Annotated in this window: 15 protein-coding genes, 1 tRNA gene and 1 other RNA gene; 10 read left to right on the forward strand and 7 right to left on the reverse strand. The window is 68.3% G+C overall.

All coding sequences use genetic code 11. The features are described 5' to 3' along the window. Nucleotides 1-38: 38 nt before the first annotated feature. The 3 genes from nbrcactino_RS02610 to nbrcactino_RS02620 are packed head-to-tail and all read left to right on the forward strand — an operon-like array spanning nt 39 to nt 3284. Nucleotides 39-1091 (forward strand): ATP-dependent DNA ligase, encoded by a 1053-nt coding sequence (locus nbrcactino_RS02610; RefSeq protein WP_161925951.1) that lies wholly within the window; start codon nt 39-41, stop codon nt 1089-1091. Then, nucleotides 1091-2179, forward strand: a complete 1089-nt coding sequence (locus nbrcactino_RS02615; RefSeq protein WP_161925952.1) for a DNA polymerase domain-containing protein — start codon at nt 1091-1093, stop codon at nt 2177-2179. The genes nbrcactino_RS02610 and nbrcactino_RS02615 overlap by 1 nt, the downstream gene beginning before the upstream one ends. Before the next feature lie 34 nt (nt 2180-2213). Next, the gene (locus nbrcactino_RS02620; protein ID WP_161925953.1) at nt 2214-3284 is read left to right on the forward strand and encodes an HtaA domain-containing protein; all 1071 of its coding nucleotides are present in this window, start codon (nt 2214-2216) and stop codon (nt 3282-3284) included. Between the two features lie 3 nt (nt 3285-3287). On the opposite strand, the gene nbrcactino_RS02625 is transcribed toward nbrcactino_RS02620, so the two are convergent. The 4 genes from nbrcactino_RS02625 to nbrcactino_RS02640 are packed head-to-tail and all read right to left on the reverse strand — an operon-like array spanning nt 3288 to nt 6515. Then, the gene (locus nbrcactino_RS02625) at nt 3288-3917 is read right to left on the reverse strand and encodes a hypothetical protein (protein ID WP_186343290.1); all 630 of its coding nucleotides are present in this window, start codon (nt 3915-3917) and stop codon (nt 3288-3290) included. A gap of 29 nt (nt 3918-3946) precedes the next feature. Then, nucleotides 3947-4705, reverse strand: a complete 759-nt coding sequence (locus nbrcactino_RS02630) for an ABC transporter permease (RefSeq protein ID WP_161925955.1) — start codon at nt 4703-4705, stop codon at nt 3947-3949. After that, nucleotides 4702-5556: an ABC transporter permease gene (locus nbrcactino_RS02635; protein ID WP_228460644.1), complete on the reverse strand. Its 855-nt coding sequence runs from the start codon at nt 5554-5556 to the stop codon at nt 4702-4704. The genes nbrcactino_RS02630 and nbrcactino_RS02635 overlap by 4 nt, the downstream gene beginning before the upstream one ends. After that, nucleotides 5553-6515, reverse strand: coding sequence for an ATP-binding cassette domain-containing protein (locus nbrcactino_RS02640; protein WP_161925956.1), 963 nt, complete (start codon nt 6513-6515; stop codon nt 5553-5555). Before nbrcactino_RS02640 ends, nbrcactino_RS02635 begins: the two co-directional genes overlap by 4 nt. 199 nt (nt 6516-6714) lie before the next feature. On the opposite strand from nbrcactino_RS02640, the gene nbrcactino_RS02645 reads away from it, so the two are divergent. After that, the gene (locus nbrcactino_RS02645; RefSeq protein WP_161925957.1) at nt 6715-7122 is read left to right on the forward strand and encodes a hypothetical protein; all 408 of its coding nucleotides are present in this window, start codon (nt 6715-6717) and stop codon (nt 7120-7122) included. Nucleotides 7123-7143: 21 nt separating this feature from the next. Here nbrcactino_RS02645 and nbrcactino_RS02650 read toward each other — a convergent pair whose 3' ends face one another. Further along, nucleotides 7144-7563, reverse strand: coding sequence for a hypothetical protein (locus nbrcactino_RS02650; protein WP_161925958.1), 420 nt, complete (start codon nt 7561-7563; stop codon nt 7144-7146). A gap of 79 nt (nt 7564-7642) precedes the next feature. Beyond that, the gene (locus nbrcactino_RS02655; RefSeq protein ID WP_161925959.1) at nt 7643-8062 is read right to left on the reverse strand and encodes a hypothetical protein; all 420 of its coding nucleotides are present in this window, start codon (nt 8060-8062) and stop codon (nt 7643-7645) included. A gap of 329 nt (nt 8063-8391) precedes the next feature. Between nbrcactino_RS02655 and nbrcactino_RS02660 the strand changes: the two genes are divergently transcribed. Next, nucleotides 8392-8967 carry a type IV toxin-antitoxin system AbiEi family antitoxin domain-containing protein gene (locus tag nbrcactino_RS02660; RefSeq protein WP_161925960.1) on the forward strand — a complete coding sequence of 192 codons (576 nt, stop codon included), beginning with the start codon at nt 8392-8394 and terminating at the stop codon, nt 8965-8967. Further along, nucleotides 8964-9836, forward strand: a complete 873-nt coding sequence (locus nbrcactino_RS02665) for a nucleotidyl transferase AbiEii/AbiGii toxin family protein (RefSeq protein ID WP_161925961.1) — start codon at nt 8964-8966, stop codon at nt 9834-9836. Before nbrcactino_RS02660 ends, nbrcactino_RS02665 begins: the two co-directional genes overlap by 4 nt. 70 nt (nt 9837-9906) lie before the next feature. Here nbrcactino_RS02665 and nbrcactino_RS02670 read toward each other — a convergent pair. Then, a tRNA-Ser gene (locus nbrcactino_RS02670) sits at nt 9907-9995 on the reverse strand. Between the two features lie 119 nt (nt 9996-10114). Between nbrcactino_RS02670 and ffs the strand changes: the two genes are divergently transcribed. The 4 genes from ffs (at nt 10115) to nbrcactino_RS02690 (ending at nt 14469) form a co-directional block, all read left to right on the forward strand. After that, nucleotides 10115-10209, forward strand: an RNA gene (gene ffs, locus nbrcactino_RS02675) — signal recognition particle sRNA small type. 30 nt (nt 10210-10239) lie between these two features. Then, nucleotides 10240-11514, forward strand: a complete 1275-nt coding sequence (locus tag nbrcactino_RS02680; protein ID WP_161925962.1) for an aspartate aminotransferase type Ic — start codon at nt 10240-10242, stop codon at nt 11512-11514. A gap of 55 nt (nt 11515-11569) precedes the next feature. After that, nucleotides 11570-12865: a glycosyltransferase 87 family protein gene (locus nbrcactino_RS02685; protein ID WP_228460645.1), complete on the forward strand. Its 1296-nt coding sequence runs from the start codon at nt 11570-11572 to the stop codon at nt 12863-12865. A gap of 95 nt (nt 12866-12960) precedes the next feature. Beyond that, nucleotides 12961-14469 (forward strand): acyl-CoA synthetase, encoded by a 1509-nt coding sequence (locus tag nbrcactino_RS02690; protein WP_161925963.1) that lies wholly within the window; start codon nt 12961-12963, stop codon nt 14467-14469. The last annotated feature ends 31 nt before the right edge of the window (nt 14470-14500 follow it).

Here is a 14500-nt window from a genome sequence, read left to right on the forward strand (position 1 = left end):
CCTAGTGCCGCCCCGGTGACAGATGCGACGATGAACCGGTGGACCTTCCGGTGAACCCGCCCGTCGCGCCGATGCTGGCCAAGGCGGTGGCGGCCGTCCCGCCGCAGCCGGACGGTGAATCCGTCTGGCTGTACGAGCCGAAATGGGACGGGTTCCGGGTGCTGGTCTTCCGCGACGGCGACGAGGTCGAGATGGTCTCGCGGGGCGGCAAAGACCTGGCCCGCTATTTCCCCGAAGTCGTCGAGGCGGTGCGGCGGGAATTGCCCGACAAGGTCGTCCTCGACGGGGAGATCGGCGTTCCGCGCGCCTTCGGCGACGTCCACCGGCTCGACTGGGATGCGCTGAGCCAGCGCATTCACCCGGCCAAGTCGCGCATCGACATGCTGGCCGAGCAGACCCCGGCCATCGTCATCGGGTTCGACGCGCTGGCACTGGGACCCGCGGACCTGATGAGCGAGCCGTTTGAGGTGCGCCGGGCCGCGCTCGTGGCGGCCGTCGGGTCGAACGGCACCGCGTCGAGCATCCGGGCCAGTCGCGTCACCGCCGATACCGGGGTGGCGCAGCGCTGGTTCTCTGCCTTTGAGGGCGCCGGGCTCGACGGGATCGTGGCCAAGGACCGTGCCGGCGTGTACGTCCCGGGCAAGCGGGAGATGCTCAAGGTCAAGCACAAGCGCACCGCGGACTGCGTGATCACCGGCTATCGCGTCCACAGGAGCGGCACCGGCGTGGGTTCGTTGCTCCTCGGCCTGTACGGCGACGACGGGGAGCTCCGGATGGTCGGCGGATCGAGCGCCTTCAGCGACGCCAAGCGCGTGGAGCTGCAGACGCTCCTCGAGCCGATGCGCCCCGATGCGGACACCCCGCACCCGGGTGAACTGACCCGGTGGCGCCACGCCGGCAGCGGCGAGTTCTTCCCGGTGAACCAGGAGCTTGTCGCCGAGTTCGCCTATGACCAGATGGAGAACGGGCGCTTTCGCCACACGGTGAAATTCCTGCGCTGGCGGCCCGACCGGGAGCCCGACAGCTGTCGCTACGACCAGCTCGAGGTCCCGCTGTCCTACGACCTCTACGCCGTGTTGGAGGACGCGTGATGTCCGGCAACGGAGCGGCGGCCGAAGTCGACGTCGACGGGGTGGCGGTGCGGCTCACCAGCCCAGACAAGGTGGTCTTCCCCGACCTCGAGAACGGCAACCGCAAGCGAGACCTGTTCGACTACTACGTGCGGATGGCCGGGACCGCTGCCGCACCCGGGCCGGTGTTGAGCGCGGTGTACCGGCGCCCGACCTACCTGCAACGCTTCCCCGACGGCCTGGCAGGCGACGAGGTCTACCAGAAACACCTGCCGCACAAACGCCCCGACTACCTGCACGCCACGGTGGTCGAGTTCCCGTCGAAACGCACCGGGCACGCCCTGTGCCCGACCATCCCCGCCGACCTCGCCTGGGCGGCCCAGATGGGGACCGTGACCTTCCACTGCTGGCCCACCGTCGATGCGGGGGAGCCCGATCCCAACAACCACCCCGACCAGCTGCGTATCGACCTCGACCCGCCCGACGGGGCAGATTTCGACGAGGTGCGGGCGGTGGCGCTCGACGTCGTCAAACCCGTCCTCGACGACTTGGCCCTACCCGGCTTCGTGAAGACCTCCGGCAGCCGCGGCATCCACGTCTTCATCCCGGTCCGCCCGCTCTGGGATTTCATCGCCACCCGCCGCGCGGTGATCGCACTGGGCCGGGAGATGGCGCGCCGCGCCCCCGATCGCATCACCACCTCGTGGTGGAAGGAGGAACGCGGTGGGCGCGTGTTCATCGACTACAACCAGAACGCCCGTGACCGCTCGATGGCGTCGGCCTACTCGGTGCGCCGCAGCCCCATCGCCCAGGTGTCGGCGCCGGTGACCTGGGACGAACTCGTCGACGTCGATCCGCGCGGCCTGACGCTCGCGACCGTCCCGGGGCTGGTCGAGCAGCGCGGCGATCCGTGGGCGGGGATGGCCGAGTCCGCGGTGGGGATCGAGCCGCTGCTCGAGATGGTGGCCCGCGATGCCGAGGACGGCCTCGGCGACCTGCCTTATCCGCCCAGTTTCCCGAAAATGCCGGGGGAACCGCCGCGCGTCCAGCCAAGCCGCAAGGTCGCCGAGCACTGGGACCAATGGGGCAATCCTCGCCTCCGGCCCTAGGAACGCCCACACGGGTTCGGTTAGGGTTCCCTACATGATCCGTGTGGCTGGAATCCTCGTCGCCGGTGCCACCGCAGCAGCGGTGATCGCCCCCGCGACCACTCCGTCGGCGACCGCTGCCCCCGCGCGCCCGGCGATCTCGGTGTACCTCGCCGACGGCACGACCCCGGTCGGTGCCGCGCAACTGCACCCCGGCGACAAGCTGGTCGTCAAGGGCCGCGGCTTCGATCCGAATGCGAACACCTCGGGCTTCCCGCTCCCGGTGCCGCCCGGTGTCCCGCACGGCACGTTCATCGTCTTCGGGGCCTTCGCCCCGCACTGGCGCCCGTCGGCCGGTGCGCCGGAGTCCTCGCGCGCCCAGGTCCGCGGCAACACGAAGTGGGCCCTGTCCCGCGACGCCCTTTACCGAGTGCCCAGCGCGCCCTTCGACATGCGCCGCACGATCCGCCAGCAGTGGGTGCCGCTGCATCCCAACGGGACCTTCACCGCGACGGTGACACTGGCGACGCCCAAGTCGATTCCGGCCAACGCGCGCTGGGGCATCTACACCTACGGCGGCGCCGGCGCCGACAACGCCGCCCAAGAACTGAAGGTGCCGGTGCGGTACTCCACCGCGGCCGGGCCCAACACGCCGGTCCCGCCGAAGCGAAACCTGGTCTGGGCTTACTCGCCGTCGTTCTACAAAACCGTGTCGGGCACGACGCAGGGCAGCGTGACCGGTAGCGAGGGGGCGACCGTCGACAAGGCGGGGCGCATGTCCTTCGAGCGCGTCAGCGGTTCGCTGGCCGGCGGTAACGGAGTCCTCCGGTTCCGCGGCACCGTCGTCGCGTCGACCCGGTTCCACCTCTACGAGGTGGCCCTGGTCGACCCCATCCTGCGGGTCCGCAACGGCCACGGCGTCCTCAGCATGCGTACGTCGACGACGAACATGAACGGTACGGACGCGACGCGGCGAATCGATATTGCCGACGTCGACCTGAGTGGTGCGAGTGCCGACGGCAAGCGCGGTGCCCGGGTCACCTTCCGGCCGGGGATCTCCCCGCAGGTGTTGGCGCTGCTGTCCACCGGGGCAGCGTCGCCGCTGGATCTGGTGCTGCGCGACTGACGGCTATTGGAGAGTCAGCTTGTCGGCGCGCCACTGGCCGTCGACCCGCTTCATCGTCACCTTCATGTGCGCGTCGGCTTGGTGGTCGACGGCTAGGGGGCCGCTCGATTCAATGCGTCCGGTGAGCGCAACGGTGGCCTGCGCCTTGTCGCAGGCGGCTACCGTGCGGTTGACGGTTCGGAACGCGGTCGACGTCTTGGCCAGGTCTGGACTGGCGCGCATCGCGAATAGCGGTCCGGCTTGCTCTGCCACGGTGTCGTACCCGTGCGGAGTCCACTTTTCGCGCACGCGACCGAGGAAGACATCCTTGGTGACCCCGGCCTCCATGGTCAGGGCGGTGGTGACGGCGTCCGACGCGGCGTCGGCGACCGTGTCGCAATGGTCGTCGGTCAGCGCCCGGTAGCCGACGAACGCTCCGATCCCGACGGCGGCGGCGAGGACCGCGGCCACGGCGGCAACCGCGATGATGATCCCGACGCGGCGCGGTTGCTTCGTCGGTGGGAGGTGCCCACCGGGTGGTGGGTATGCGGCGGGACCGGGTGGGTATGCGGTGCCGGGCGGGTATGCGGGGCCGGGCGGGTATGCGGGGCCGGGCCCCGCCGGCGGTTGCTGGGGCGGGAGCGATCCGGTCATGTGGCTTCCTGTCTTCCCCCGCGACCGGGTCAGCGAGCTCGGCTGTAGGCGCGTGTCGCGACTACGCCGAAGACCAGCGTAAGGCCCACGGCCCAAGCCAGGCTGATCACCGCATCCGAACCGAAGACCGATTCACCCGCGGTGGTCGCATTCCGCATGGCCGCGGCGATGCGGGACACCGGGTTGGCCGTGGCGATCGGCTGGGCCCATCCGGGGAAGTCGCCGAGCTTGACCAGGCCGGTGGAGAAGAAGGTCATCAACAGCAGCATCGCGTTGAGGGCGCCGACCGCGCTCTCGGCCGAATCAGCCATCATCGCGACCGCCACCATGAACCAGGCGACGCCGAACCCGACGGCGAGCGGGATCGCGAAGTAGACGACGCCGCCGAGTAGCCCGTTCTGGAACCGGAACCCGAGCGCGACGGCGACCACCGTGATCACCGCGAGGGTCAGCGCGTTGCGGGCGATGTCGGCGACGATGCGCCCGGCGAGCGGGGCGATCGGCGAGATCGGCAGCGTGCGCAACCGGTCGTCGAACCCGGAGGTGCGGTCCTGGTGGGCGGCGATCGCCGTCGACAGCGAGCCGAACAGCACGCCCATCGTCGCGAACACCGGCGCCGCGTACTGCACGTACTCGGCCAGGCCGGCCTGCGGCATCACCATCTTGCCGAAGGAGACCGACATGAGCAGCAACAGGATCGTCGGCATCGCCGCCGCCGTCGCCACCGTCATCGGCGACCGGGCCATCAGCACCAGCCCCCGCCGCGTCATCACTGCGATGTCGCTCATGCCGTCCTCCCGAAGACGCGCGGAGCCAGGGCCCCGAAAACGATGATCGAACCAGCGCACCAGGCGAGCGCGATGAGGACCGCGTGCGTGGTGTTCACCGGGTGGCCGGCATTGGTCGCGACCGTGGCCGCGTCGGTGGACACCGCGCGCAACGCCTCGGTGATCCGCGACAGCGGCTGGTTCTCCACGATGGGCTGCATCCAGCCCGGGTAGGCCCCCTTGGGGACGAACAGGGTGGAGACGAGCAGTAGCGGGAAGTAGATGAGGCCGCCGATGGCCTGCGCCGGCTCCGGGTCGGCGGTGGCATAGCCCAACACCAGGAACGGCAGGATGATCGCCACCGAGGCGGCGATGATCAGCCCGATCATGGCCAGCGCGCCGGTGAACCCGGTCTCCAAGCGGAAGCCGAAGGTGTAGCCGATCCCGACGAGGATCGCCGACCCGAGCAGCCCGCGCGTCGTCTCGCCGACGATGAGGGAGGCCACCGGTGCGGACCGCGAGATCGGCATCACCCGCAGGCGCGCGGCCATCCCCGACGAGGCGTCCTCGGCGGCCCAGACCGAGCCCGACATGGCGGAGAAGAACACCGCCTGCATGATGATCGCCGGCAGCAGGTACTGCGCGAAGTCCATTCCAGCGCGCTCCATGATGCGGCCGAAGATGGTGAAGAAGAGCAGCGCGAACATAATCGGCAGCACGATCGCGCCGATGATCGACGACGGGCGGCGCACCATCAACAGCAGGTGGCGTCCGGCCAACGACAGGCTGTCGAGGACCACCGACGGGCGCGGGGTGCCCGCAGCCGAGGTAGCGGGGCCCGCCGCGACGGGCGGGGCGGTGGGCGCGCTCACGCCGAGGCCTCCACGGCCTGCTCGTCGGATTCGGAGTCGGTGGTGGACTGCCCGGTCAGGGCGAGGAACACGTCGTCGAGGGTCGGGTTCCGCAACCCGATGTCGTCGGGGACGATGCCGGCCTCGTCGAGGATCCTAACCGCGGCGAACAGCGTCGACGATCCCTCGCTGGGCACGGTCAGCTCGTCGCCGCTGCGGCTGACCGGCCACCGCGCGCCGAGAATCTCCGCGGCCCGGTCGCGCTGGGCCTCGTCGTCGACGGTGAGGTGGCAGACGGCGCCGCCGATGCGGGTCTTGAGTTCGGCGGGGGTGCCCTCGGCGATCACCGTGCCGTGGTCGATGACGACGATGCGGTCGGCCAGTTGGTCGGCCTCCTCGAGGTACTGGGTGGTGAGGAAGACGGTGACCCCTTCGTCACGCAGGCGCCGCACGACGTCCCACAGCATCGACCGGCTGCGGGGGTCGAGCCCGGTGGTCGGCTCGTCGAGGAACAGCACCTTGGGGTTGCCGATCATCGAGGCGGCGAGGTCCAGGCGCCGACGCATGCCGCCGGAGAAGTTCGCGGTGCGCCGGTCCGCGGCGTCGGTCAGATCGAATTCCTCGAGCAGTTCGGCGGCCCGGGTGGTGGCCGCGGACCGGCCGAGCTTGAACAGCCGACCGAACAGCACCAGGTTCTCGCGGGCGGTCAGGTTGCCGTCGAGCGCGGCGAACTGGCCGGTCAGGCCGATGAGCGGGCGGACCGCCGTCGGGTTGTTGAGGACGTCGATGCCGGCCACCTCCACGCTGCCGGCGTCGGGGCGCATCAACGTGGTGAGCATATTGATGGTGGTGGTCTTGCCGGCGCCGTTGGGGCCGAGCACGCCGAGGATCTCCCCCTCCTCGACCGACAGGCTCAGATCGCGCAGGGCGGCGACCTCGCCGAATGACTTCTGTAGGCCGCGGGCTTCAACGATCGCCATGGGGACCCCCTCCTCGGATTCACGTCCGGGCTGACATCCCGGCTATTAGGCAAGCCTAACTAGAGGGGTCGACGTCTTGTCAACGGGGCCGTGGTCGGCGCCACACCCCGCTTTCGAGTAGTCCACTACTCGTGATCGGGACGGTCGGGCGCCTTACGTTCGGTTTGTCCCGATTCCCCGACCGGAGGACTGATCGATCATGAAAGCCCCGTACTCGTCCAGGCTGCACCTGTCCGCGCTGTTCGCCGCGGTTGCGGTTGCGGGCGGACTCGCCGTCGCCGCCCCCGACGCCCAGGCGGCGCCGCGCGCTGTGTTCTCGTCCTCGCACGGGCAGATCGTGGGGACCGCCACCGGAATGCGGCACGTGCCCAAGACGTGCCGGCTCGACCGGCAGGTCCGCGTCGACGTCGACGGTCCGCTGAGCACCTACTCCAACGACGGCGGGATGGTCACCGCGGCGCGCGGCGATACCGGTGGCGCCCAGATCACGTTGCGGTCGAAGCGGCTACCGCCCGGCTGGTACAACACCATGCTGGTCTGCAGCTATCGCGACCACGGGTTCGACCGGCCGGAGGTCCTCCAGAGCGGTCGGGTCTTCAACCGCTGACCCGCCGCCGGGCCGAGTGCCTCAGCCGCCGTTCGGGATGCGCACGGTCCCGGTGCGGTACACCAGCAGGTGCTCCTGCATGCGGCAGGTCAGGCGAACCGGGTAAACACCCGGCGGCTTGGGCACCGAGCGGGCCTTGGCGGTGGTGCCCAGCTCGTACCGCTCGTACAGCGCCTGCCAGGCGTTCACCCCGAGTGAACCGAACCACGGGTCGCCGAAGTAGCCCTCGAACAGGCACACCTTCTCGCCCCGCGGCAGGTCGGTCACGGTGAACACCAGGCGCGACTGTTCGGTGGAGAATTTCACGTGGGGCTTGGTGTGCGGAATCGGAAATGCCGGCGGCGGGATCGGCCGCGGCTTCGCGTCGGCTGCCGGTGCGAGGGCCGACCCCAGACAGACCGCGGCCGCGCCGGCGGCGGCCAGCATGGAAAAGACCTTCATGGATACTCCCTCCCCGCAATGACGCCTCGAAATTACCGCACCGACGCCGCGTTGGCGGGCGCGTGGGAAAACTCCGGCGTCAGTGATGGCGGCCGGCGCCGACGGTGATCCACTCTTCGTTGACCGCGACGATCTCGTACATCCCCGACTTGCGGTTCTTGATGAAGCAGGACATGCGCGCCAGGTAGCGGCCCGGTGGGAGCCGGCGCGAGTACAGCGTCACCTTGTCTCCCGCGGTGACCTTGTTGCCCACGGTCACCATGTCGTTGCCGAAGGAGCCGATGATCGGGCCCGGATTGGGGTTGCTGCGCTCGAAGCCGCAGGTCTTGACCCCGGCGGGCAGCGTGGTGGCCTTGCCGACGATCCGGTGGTTGTGGTTCACGCTGAAGGTCACCGTCGGCGGGGTGTATGCCGAGGCCGGTTCGGCGACCAGCAGCACGCCGCTCAGCGCGGTCGTGGCGACGATGGCGGAGAGGAACTTGCGCATGAGTACGTTCACGGCCCTTCGCAGATGGTGGGAGATCTCGCGTCTGTGAAGCTACCGCACTGGTCGCTGAATCCACCACGGCACGGCGTCTTCCAACCCCGATTGGTGTCAGACGATGTCGTGCCGGTGGTGGATCGAGAGTCGATCGCAGGGCGGAGGCGCCGGCCGCTTGACCAGTGAGCGCGAGGACCGGCGCAGTTGCTCGACACGCCTGGAAATCGCGGCGTGTTGAACTGCGCTTGGGGCGCCAGGGCAAGTCTGCCGAGGGATGTAGGAAATACTGTACACTTATGGCCTATCTGTATAGTATTTCCTACGGACACCGGTGAGGAGGGACAACCATGACCAGCATCGAACGCAACCCGTTCACCTACTCAGACGCGCGTGCGCAGATGAATGAGCGGAAGTTCCGCAGCCTGCTCGGCGCTGGGGAGATCACCAAGCTCTCGCGCGGCCTCTACCAGTGGGCCGACGCCGTGGGCGAGAGCGGCGATGGGGAGCTGCACGAGATTGTTTTGCGTGCACCCCAGGCCACCCTGGCGTTGTCCAGTGCCCTGTCGCGGCACAGTCTCATTGACGACATCCCTTTCGAGTACGACATCGCCCTCCCCCGGGGCACCTGGGCACCGCGCAGTCTCTCCGTCCCGATTACCTGGCACCGCTTCGACCCCAAGACGTTCGACCTCGGGCGCGACAAGATCGAACTGGGGCCGGGTCGTTCCATTGGTCTGTACTCGCCGGAGCGCAGCATTGTCGACGCTTTCCGTATGCGAGACCGCGAGGGCGAGGACATGGCTATCGCAGCCTTGAAGTCCTGGCTGCGGGGCGGAGGTCAGCCCTCGAAGCTGCTGCGCATGGCCAGGCACTTTCCGCGTGCCTACCCGGCGCTCTCGCGGACGATGGAGATTCTTCTTTGAGTGATCCCGCCAAGGTGTTCAGGGCGTTACAGAAGCAGGCCATGGCGAACGGACGTACGACCCTCGCCGAGGTTGAGCTCCATGTGCTCGACGGGATTCTCGTCCGGCTGGCAGCCAGCAGCTACCGGGACCAGTTCGTCCTCAAGGGTGGCGTCCTCCTCGCAGCCTTCGGAAACCGTAGGCCGACGCGCGACGTGGACGTCGCGGCGCTCGACCTAGACAACGATCCCGAAGAGATGGCCCGTGTGGTTCGGGAGATTCTGAGCACTCCGGCAGATGACGGAGTGGCCTTCGATCTGGACTCGATCAGAGCAGAGGCGATCCGAGATGAGGACGAGTACGCGGGGGTGCGCGTGACGTTCAAAGCGAAGGTTCACAACGCGGAGACACACCCTCACATCGACATCAATGTGGGCGATCCGATCGAACCCGAGCCGGAGGAGATCGCGGTCGCTCCCACCCTGTCCACCGCCGGCCTGATTCGTCTGCGCGGCTACCCGATCCCAATGGTCATCGCTGAGAAGCTGGTCACGGCGGTCCAGCGCGGTACTGCCTCGACTCGGTGGCGCGACTTCGGGGACGTCTGGACGCTCTCTCGCAACCACGACCTCGACGGTGACGTAGTGCTGAAAGCTGTGGACGTAATAGCCACCCACCGTCAAGCGACGCTCATGTCACTGCGCGACGTTTTGGAAGGGTTCCCGCCTGGAACGGCTACGAAGTGGAGCAACTGGTGGCGGAAGAACAAGCACCCGGTGCCCGACGACTTCACGACCGTCATCGCCGGGGTGATCGAGTTTGGTGATCCGGTCGTCCTAAGGCAGATCACTGGAAAGGTCTGGGACTGCTCTGTCCTTCAATGGAGTTGAGGACCTCACGGGAGAAGGGGCGTGAGTCACGACGACTCAGACCCCTTGCTAACTGGGCTTTCACCCGATATGGCGGAGGATAGGGGATTCGAACCCCTGAGGGCTGTTAACCCAACCCGCGTTCCAGGCGAGCGCCATAGGCCACTAGGCGAATCCTCCAGGGACTGGAGATGTCTCCAGTGCTCAGCAGATGATAGCGGGGGGCACAGGGGAAACCCAAAACCCGCGTCGGCGAGAGCCTCAAGTCGAAGGCCCGACGCCCACCGTCTACACTTGACGGCGGATCCCGCGCGGCGTGCATCCTGTGAACTCCCCCAGGGCCGGAAGGCAGCAAGGGTCAACGGGCTCTCTCGGGTGCGCGGGGTCCTCTACTTTTGCCGACTCCATGCGAGAGGCTGCGGCCGTGAACTACCACTCGAAAAGTCCCGCCGAACTCCGCGATATCCGCGACGACCTCCGCGTCAAGTACCGCGAGCTCCAGGCTGCCGGACTGAAGCTGGACATCACCCGGGGCAAGCCGTCGCCGGAGCAGCTCGACCTGTCCAACGGCCTGCTGCACCTGCCGGGCGACGAGTTCCGCGGTCCCAGCGGCATCGACTGCCGCAACTACGGCGGCGTGTCCGGCCTGCCCGAGCTCTCCGAGGTCTTCGCCCCGCTGTTCGGCATCGACCCGGCGAACCTGATCGCCGCCGGCAACTCGAGCCTGGACCTGATGAACGACCTCACCGTCTTCGGCCTGCTGCACGGCCCGGTCGGGGCGGAGAAGCCCTGGTCGTCGGGACCGGTCAAGTTCCTGTGCCCGGTCCCCGGGTATGACCGCCACTTCGGCGTCACCGAGAGCTACGGCATCGAGATGATCCCGGTGCCGATGCGCCCGGACGGCCCCGACGTCGACGTGTGTACCGAGCTCGTCGCGCGCGATCCGTCGATCAAGGGCATGTGGCTGGTGCCGACCTACTCCAACCCGACCGGCGTGACCGTCTCCGACGAGGTGGCGCGCGGGCTGGTGTCGATGGCGGCCGCCGATGACTTCCGCATCTACTGGGACAACGCCTACGCCGTGCACACCCTCGTCGACGAGCCGCCCCAGCCGCTGCGCATCCTGGAATTGGCGGCCGAGGCCGGGCACCCCGACCGCGTGTACGCCCTCGGCTCCACGTCGAAGATCACCTTCGCCGGGGCGGGGGTGGCCTTCCTCGGTGCGTCGAAGGCGAACCTCGACTGGTTCGTCAAATACCTGTCACTCAAGACCATCGGGCCGGACAAGATCAACCAACTGCGCCACCTGCAGTTCTTCCCGGACACCGAGTCGGTGCGCGCACACATGGCGCGGCACCGCGAGATCCTGGCGCCGAAGTTCCAGTTGGTGCTCGACATCCTCGACGACCGGCTCGCCTCCTCGAAGATCGCGTCCTGGACCCGGCCGGAGGGCGGCTACTTCATCAGCGTCGACGTCCTCGACGGGACGGCTGCGCGCACGGTGGCGCTGGCCAAGGACGCCGGGATCGCGCTGACCGCCGCCGGTGCCACCTTCCCGTATGGCCGTGACCCCAACGACGAGAACATCCGGATCGCGCCGAGCTACCCCGGCACCGACGAGTTGACCGTGGCGATGGACGGTTTCGCCACCTGTGCGTTGCTCGCCGCCACCGAGGTGCTGCTCAGCGAGGAGTCCTGAGGACCGTCACCGGGTTCGGTGAACCGGTTTGTCCTGGACGTGGCACGGTGAGAGCGTGACTAACTCGGTGGTGCGCTGGCGCAGCGTCGCAATCGTCGTGGCCGCCGTCGTCGTCGGGTTGGTCGCGCTGTGGATCCAGAACGCGATCGTCCCGTTTTCCAAGCCGTTTTGGGGTCTGTTCGACAACCAACTCGACCTCGGCGTCTACCGTGCGGGGGCGCAGACGGTGCTCGACGGCGAGCGGCTTTACGACGCGAAGCTGCTCGGCCAGATGGACTACACGTACACGCCGTTCTCGATCATCGGGTTCATCCCGTTCGCGCTCATGCCGATGGCGGCCGCCCGGGTGGTGTGGAGCGCCGGCATCCTCGTCGCCCTCTACCTGACGATCATGATCAGCTTCCGCAGCCTCGGGCGCGCGGTGACCTGGCCGCTGCGGGCCGTCGCGGTGGCCCTGGTCGCCGTCATGATGTTGCTCGAACCGGTGCGGACCACGATCTGGTATGGCCAGATCAACGTGTTCCTCATGGTCGTGATCCTCGCCGACCTGCTGCGCGGCGAGGACGCCCGGCTGCGCGGCGTCGCGACCGGTTTCACCGCCGGGATCAAGCTGACCCCGATGCTGTTCGCGGTGTACCTCCTCGCCATCCGCAAGACCAGGGCCGCGGTCGGGGTGGTGGTCGGGTTCGCGGTGTCGGTGCTGATCGGCTTCGCCATCCTGCCGTCGACGTCGTGGGACTACTGGACGAACAAGCTGCGGGACCCCGACCGGGTGGGAACTCCGCAGACCCCGGGCAACCAGTCCATCCGCGGTTGGTTGGCGAACCTGGGGGAGACCAACACCCCGTCGTCGGCGGGGTGGATCCTGCTCGCCGTTGCCGGTCTCGCGCTGGGGTTGGGCGCCGCCGTCGTCGCACATCGCGCCGGGCAGGAACTGCTGGCCCTGTCGGTGGTGGGCATGACCTCGTGCGCGGTGTCGCCGATGGCCTGGGGACACCACTGGGTGTGGTTCGTCCCGCTGTTGGTGTTCGCGGTGAACTGGGTGGCCGATGCGAGCCGTACCGTGCCCACCCGGATCGGCGTCGGCCTGCTCGCGCTGGGCGGCTTCGCCGCCGCCTTCTCTTGGCGGACCTACTTGGGGTATGCGACCTGGCAGTTCAACCAGAGCCGCGACGACGCCTACTTGATCGGCCTGTTCTTCAAGCACGGTCGGATCGGCGGGCTCGACTGGTTCGTCTACGAGCCCTACGTGTGGATCTTCGCCGTGACGTGTCTGGTGGTGCTCATCGCCGGTGCCGGGCGCGCGGTGGCGGTACGCCGTGGATCGATGGCGGTGAATCCGGCCGACTGACCGGGCACACCTGTTTACGGTGGCGGTGTCGCTTCGTCCCCGCGCAAAGGAGGCCCCCGGTGGCCCAATCCCCGTCAACCTCATATCCGGTCGGAATGGATCTCGGGTCCTGGATCTCGCGGCGGGCGGCGATCAGCCCCGACCGCCCGGCCCTCACATTCGGCGACTCGACCATGACCTACGGCCGATTCGACGATCGGATCAACCGGCTGGCCTCGGTGCTGGCCGACGGCGGGGTCGGTACCGGCGACCGCGTCGGCTACGCGGGGACCAACCACCCGGCCTTCCTCGAGACCCTGTTCGCCTGTGCGCGGCTCGGCGCGGTGTTCGTCCCCCTCAACTTCCGTCTGACCGGCGCCGAGCTCGCCTACATCCTCGACGATGCCGGTGTCGGCACCCTCATCGCCGACGAGGCGTTGGCCGCAGTCATCGACTCGGCCGCCGGCGACGTGCACGTGAGCCGGCGGATCGCCGTCACCCCGGTCGACGGGTGGGAGTCCTTCGCCGAGCTCGTCGACGGGGCGCAGCCGCTGGCGCGCGCCGCGACGCCGGACCCCACCGACACCGCGTTGATCATGTACACGTCGGGGACCACCGGGCGGCCCAAGGGTGCGATGCTCACCCACGGAAACATGTTCTGGAACAACGTCAACGCGCTCCTCAGCTTCGACACGAACTCCTCGGACATCAGCCTGGTGTGCGCCCCGCTGTTCCACATCGGCGGACTCAACGTCACCACCCTCATCACCCTGCAGAAGGGCGGCCACATCGTCCTGATGCCGGCTTTCGACCCGTCGGCGGCATGTCAGCTGATCGAGAAGCACCGCGTGACAACGATGTTCGGGGTTCCCGCGATGTTCTTGTTTATGAGCCAGGTGCCCGACTTCGCCACCGTTGACCTGTCGAGCATGCGCTTCTTCGTGTGCGGCGGCGCGCCGGTGCCCGAACCGTTGATGAAGACCTACGCGGCGCGGGGACTGCCGTTCGCCCAGGGGTATGGACTCACCGAGACCGCGCCGCTGGCCCTGGTCATCGGCATCGACGAGTCGGCGGCCAAAATCGGTTCGGCCGGATCGAAAGTGCTGCCGCTGTCGGAGGTCCGGCTGGTCGACGCGTCGAACAACCAGGTGCCCGTCGGTGAACCGGGCGAGGTGTGCGTGCGGGGCCCGCAGGTGATGGCCGGCTACTGGAACAATCCGGGCGCCACCGCCGCGGCGATCGACGACGAGGGCTGGTTCCACACCGGTGACGTCGGGCGCGAGGACGACGACGGCTATGTCTACATCGTCGACCGGGTCAAAGACATGGTCATCAGTGGCGGGGAGAACGTCTATCCGGCGGAGGTGGAGAGCGTCCTCTACAGCCACCCGGCGGTGGCCGAGGTCGCCATCCTGGGCCTGCCCGACGAGAAGTGGGGCGAGGCGGTGACCGCCGTCGTCGCGATCGCGGAGGGGCAGTCGGTCACGTTGGAAGAGTTGCGCACCTTCGCCGCCGACCAACTCGCCTCTTACAAGCTGCCGCTGCGCCTGGAGTTCGTCGACGCGCTGCCGCGCAATGCCTCGGGCAAGGTGCTGAAGTTCAAACTGCGCGAGGACCTCGGCTGACGGTGACGGCCCACCCGGGCCGAGGCGGACA

The organism is Gordonia crocea (assembly GCF_009932435.1).
In the GTDB taxonomy this organism is placed as follows: domain Bacteria; phylum Actinomycetota; class Actinomycetes; order Mycobacteriales; family Mycobacteriaceae; genus Gordonia; species Gordonia crocea.

What these genes read in the sequence shown, in the direction of transcription:
- nbrcactino_RS02615 (WP_161925952.1), top strand. Translation starts at nt 1,091, where the DNA reads ATGTCCGGCAACGGAGCGGCGGCCGAAGTCGACGTCGACGGGGTGGCG.
- nbrcactino_RS02630 (WP_161925955.1), bottom strand. Translation starts at nt 4,705, where the DNA reads ATGAGCGACATCGCAGTGATGACGCGGCGGGGGCTGGTGCTGATGGCC.
- nbrcactino_RS02640 (WP_161925956.1), bottom strand. Translation starts at nt 6,515, where the DNA reads ATGGCGATCGTTGAAGCCCGCGGCCTACAGAAGTCATTCGGCGAGGTC.
- nbrcactino_RS02660 (WP_161925960.1), top strand. Translation starts at nt 8,392, where the DNA reads ATGACCAGCATCGAACGCAACCCGTTCACCTACTCAGACGCGCGTGCG.
- nbrcactino_RS02620 (WP_161925953.1), top strand. Translation starts at nt 2,214, where the DNA reads ATGATCCGTGTGGCTGGAATCCTCGTCGCCGGTGCCACCGCAGCAGCG.
- nbrcactino_RS02690 (WP_161925963.1), top strand. Translation starts at nt 12,961, where the DNA reads ATGGATCTCGGGTCCTGGATCTCGCGGCGGGCGGCGATCAGCCCCGAC.
- nbrcactino_RS02625 (WP_186343290.1), bottom strand. Translation starts at nt 3,917, where the DNA reads ATGACCGGATCGCTCCCGCCCCAGCAACCGCCGGCGGGGCCCGGCCCC.
- nbrcactino_RS02650 (WP_161925958.1), bottom strand. Translation starts at nt 7,563, where the DNA reads ATGAAGGTCTTTTCCATGCTGGCCGCCGCCGGCGCGGCCGCGGTCTGT.
- nbrcactino_RS02645 (WP_161925957.1), top strand. Translation starts at nt 6,715, where the DNA reads ATGAAAGCCCCGTACTCGTCCAGGCTGCACCTGTCCGCGCTGTTCGCC.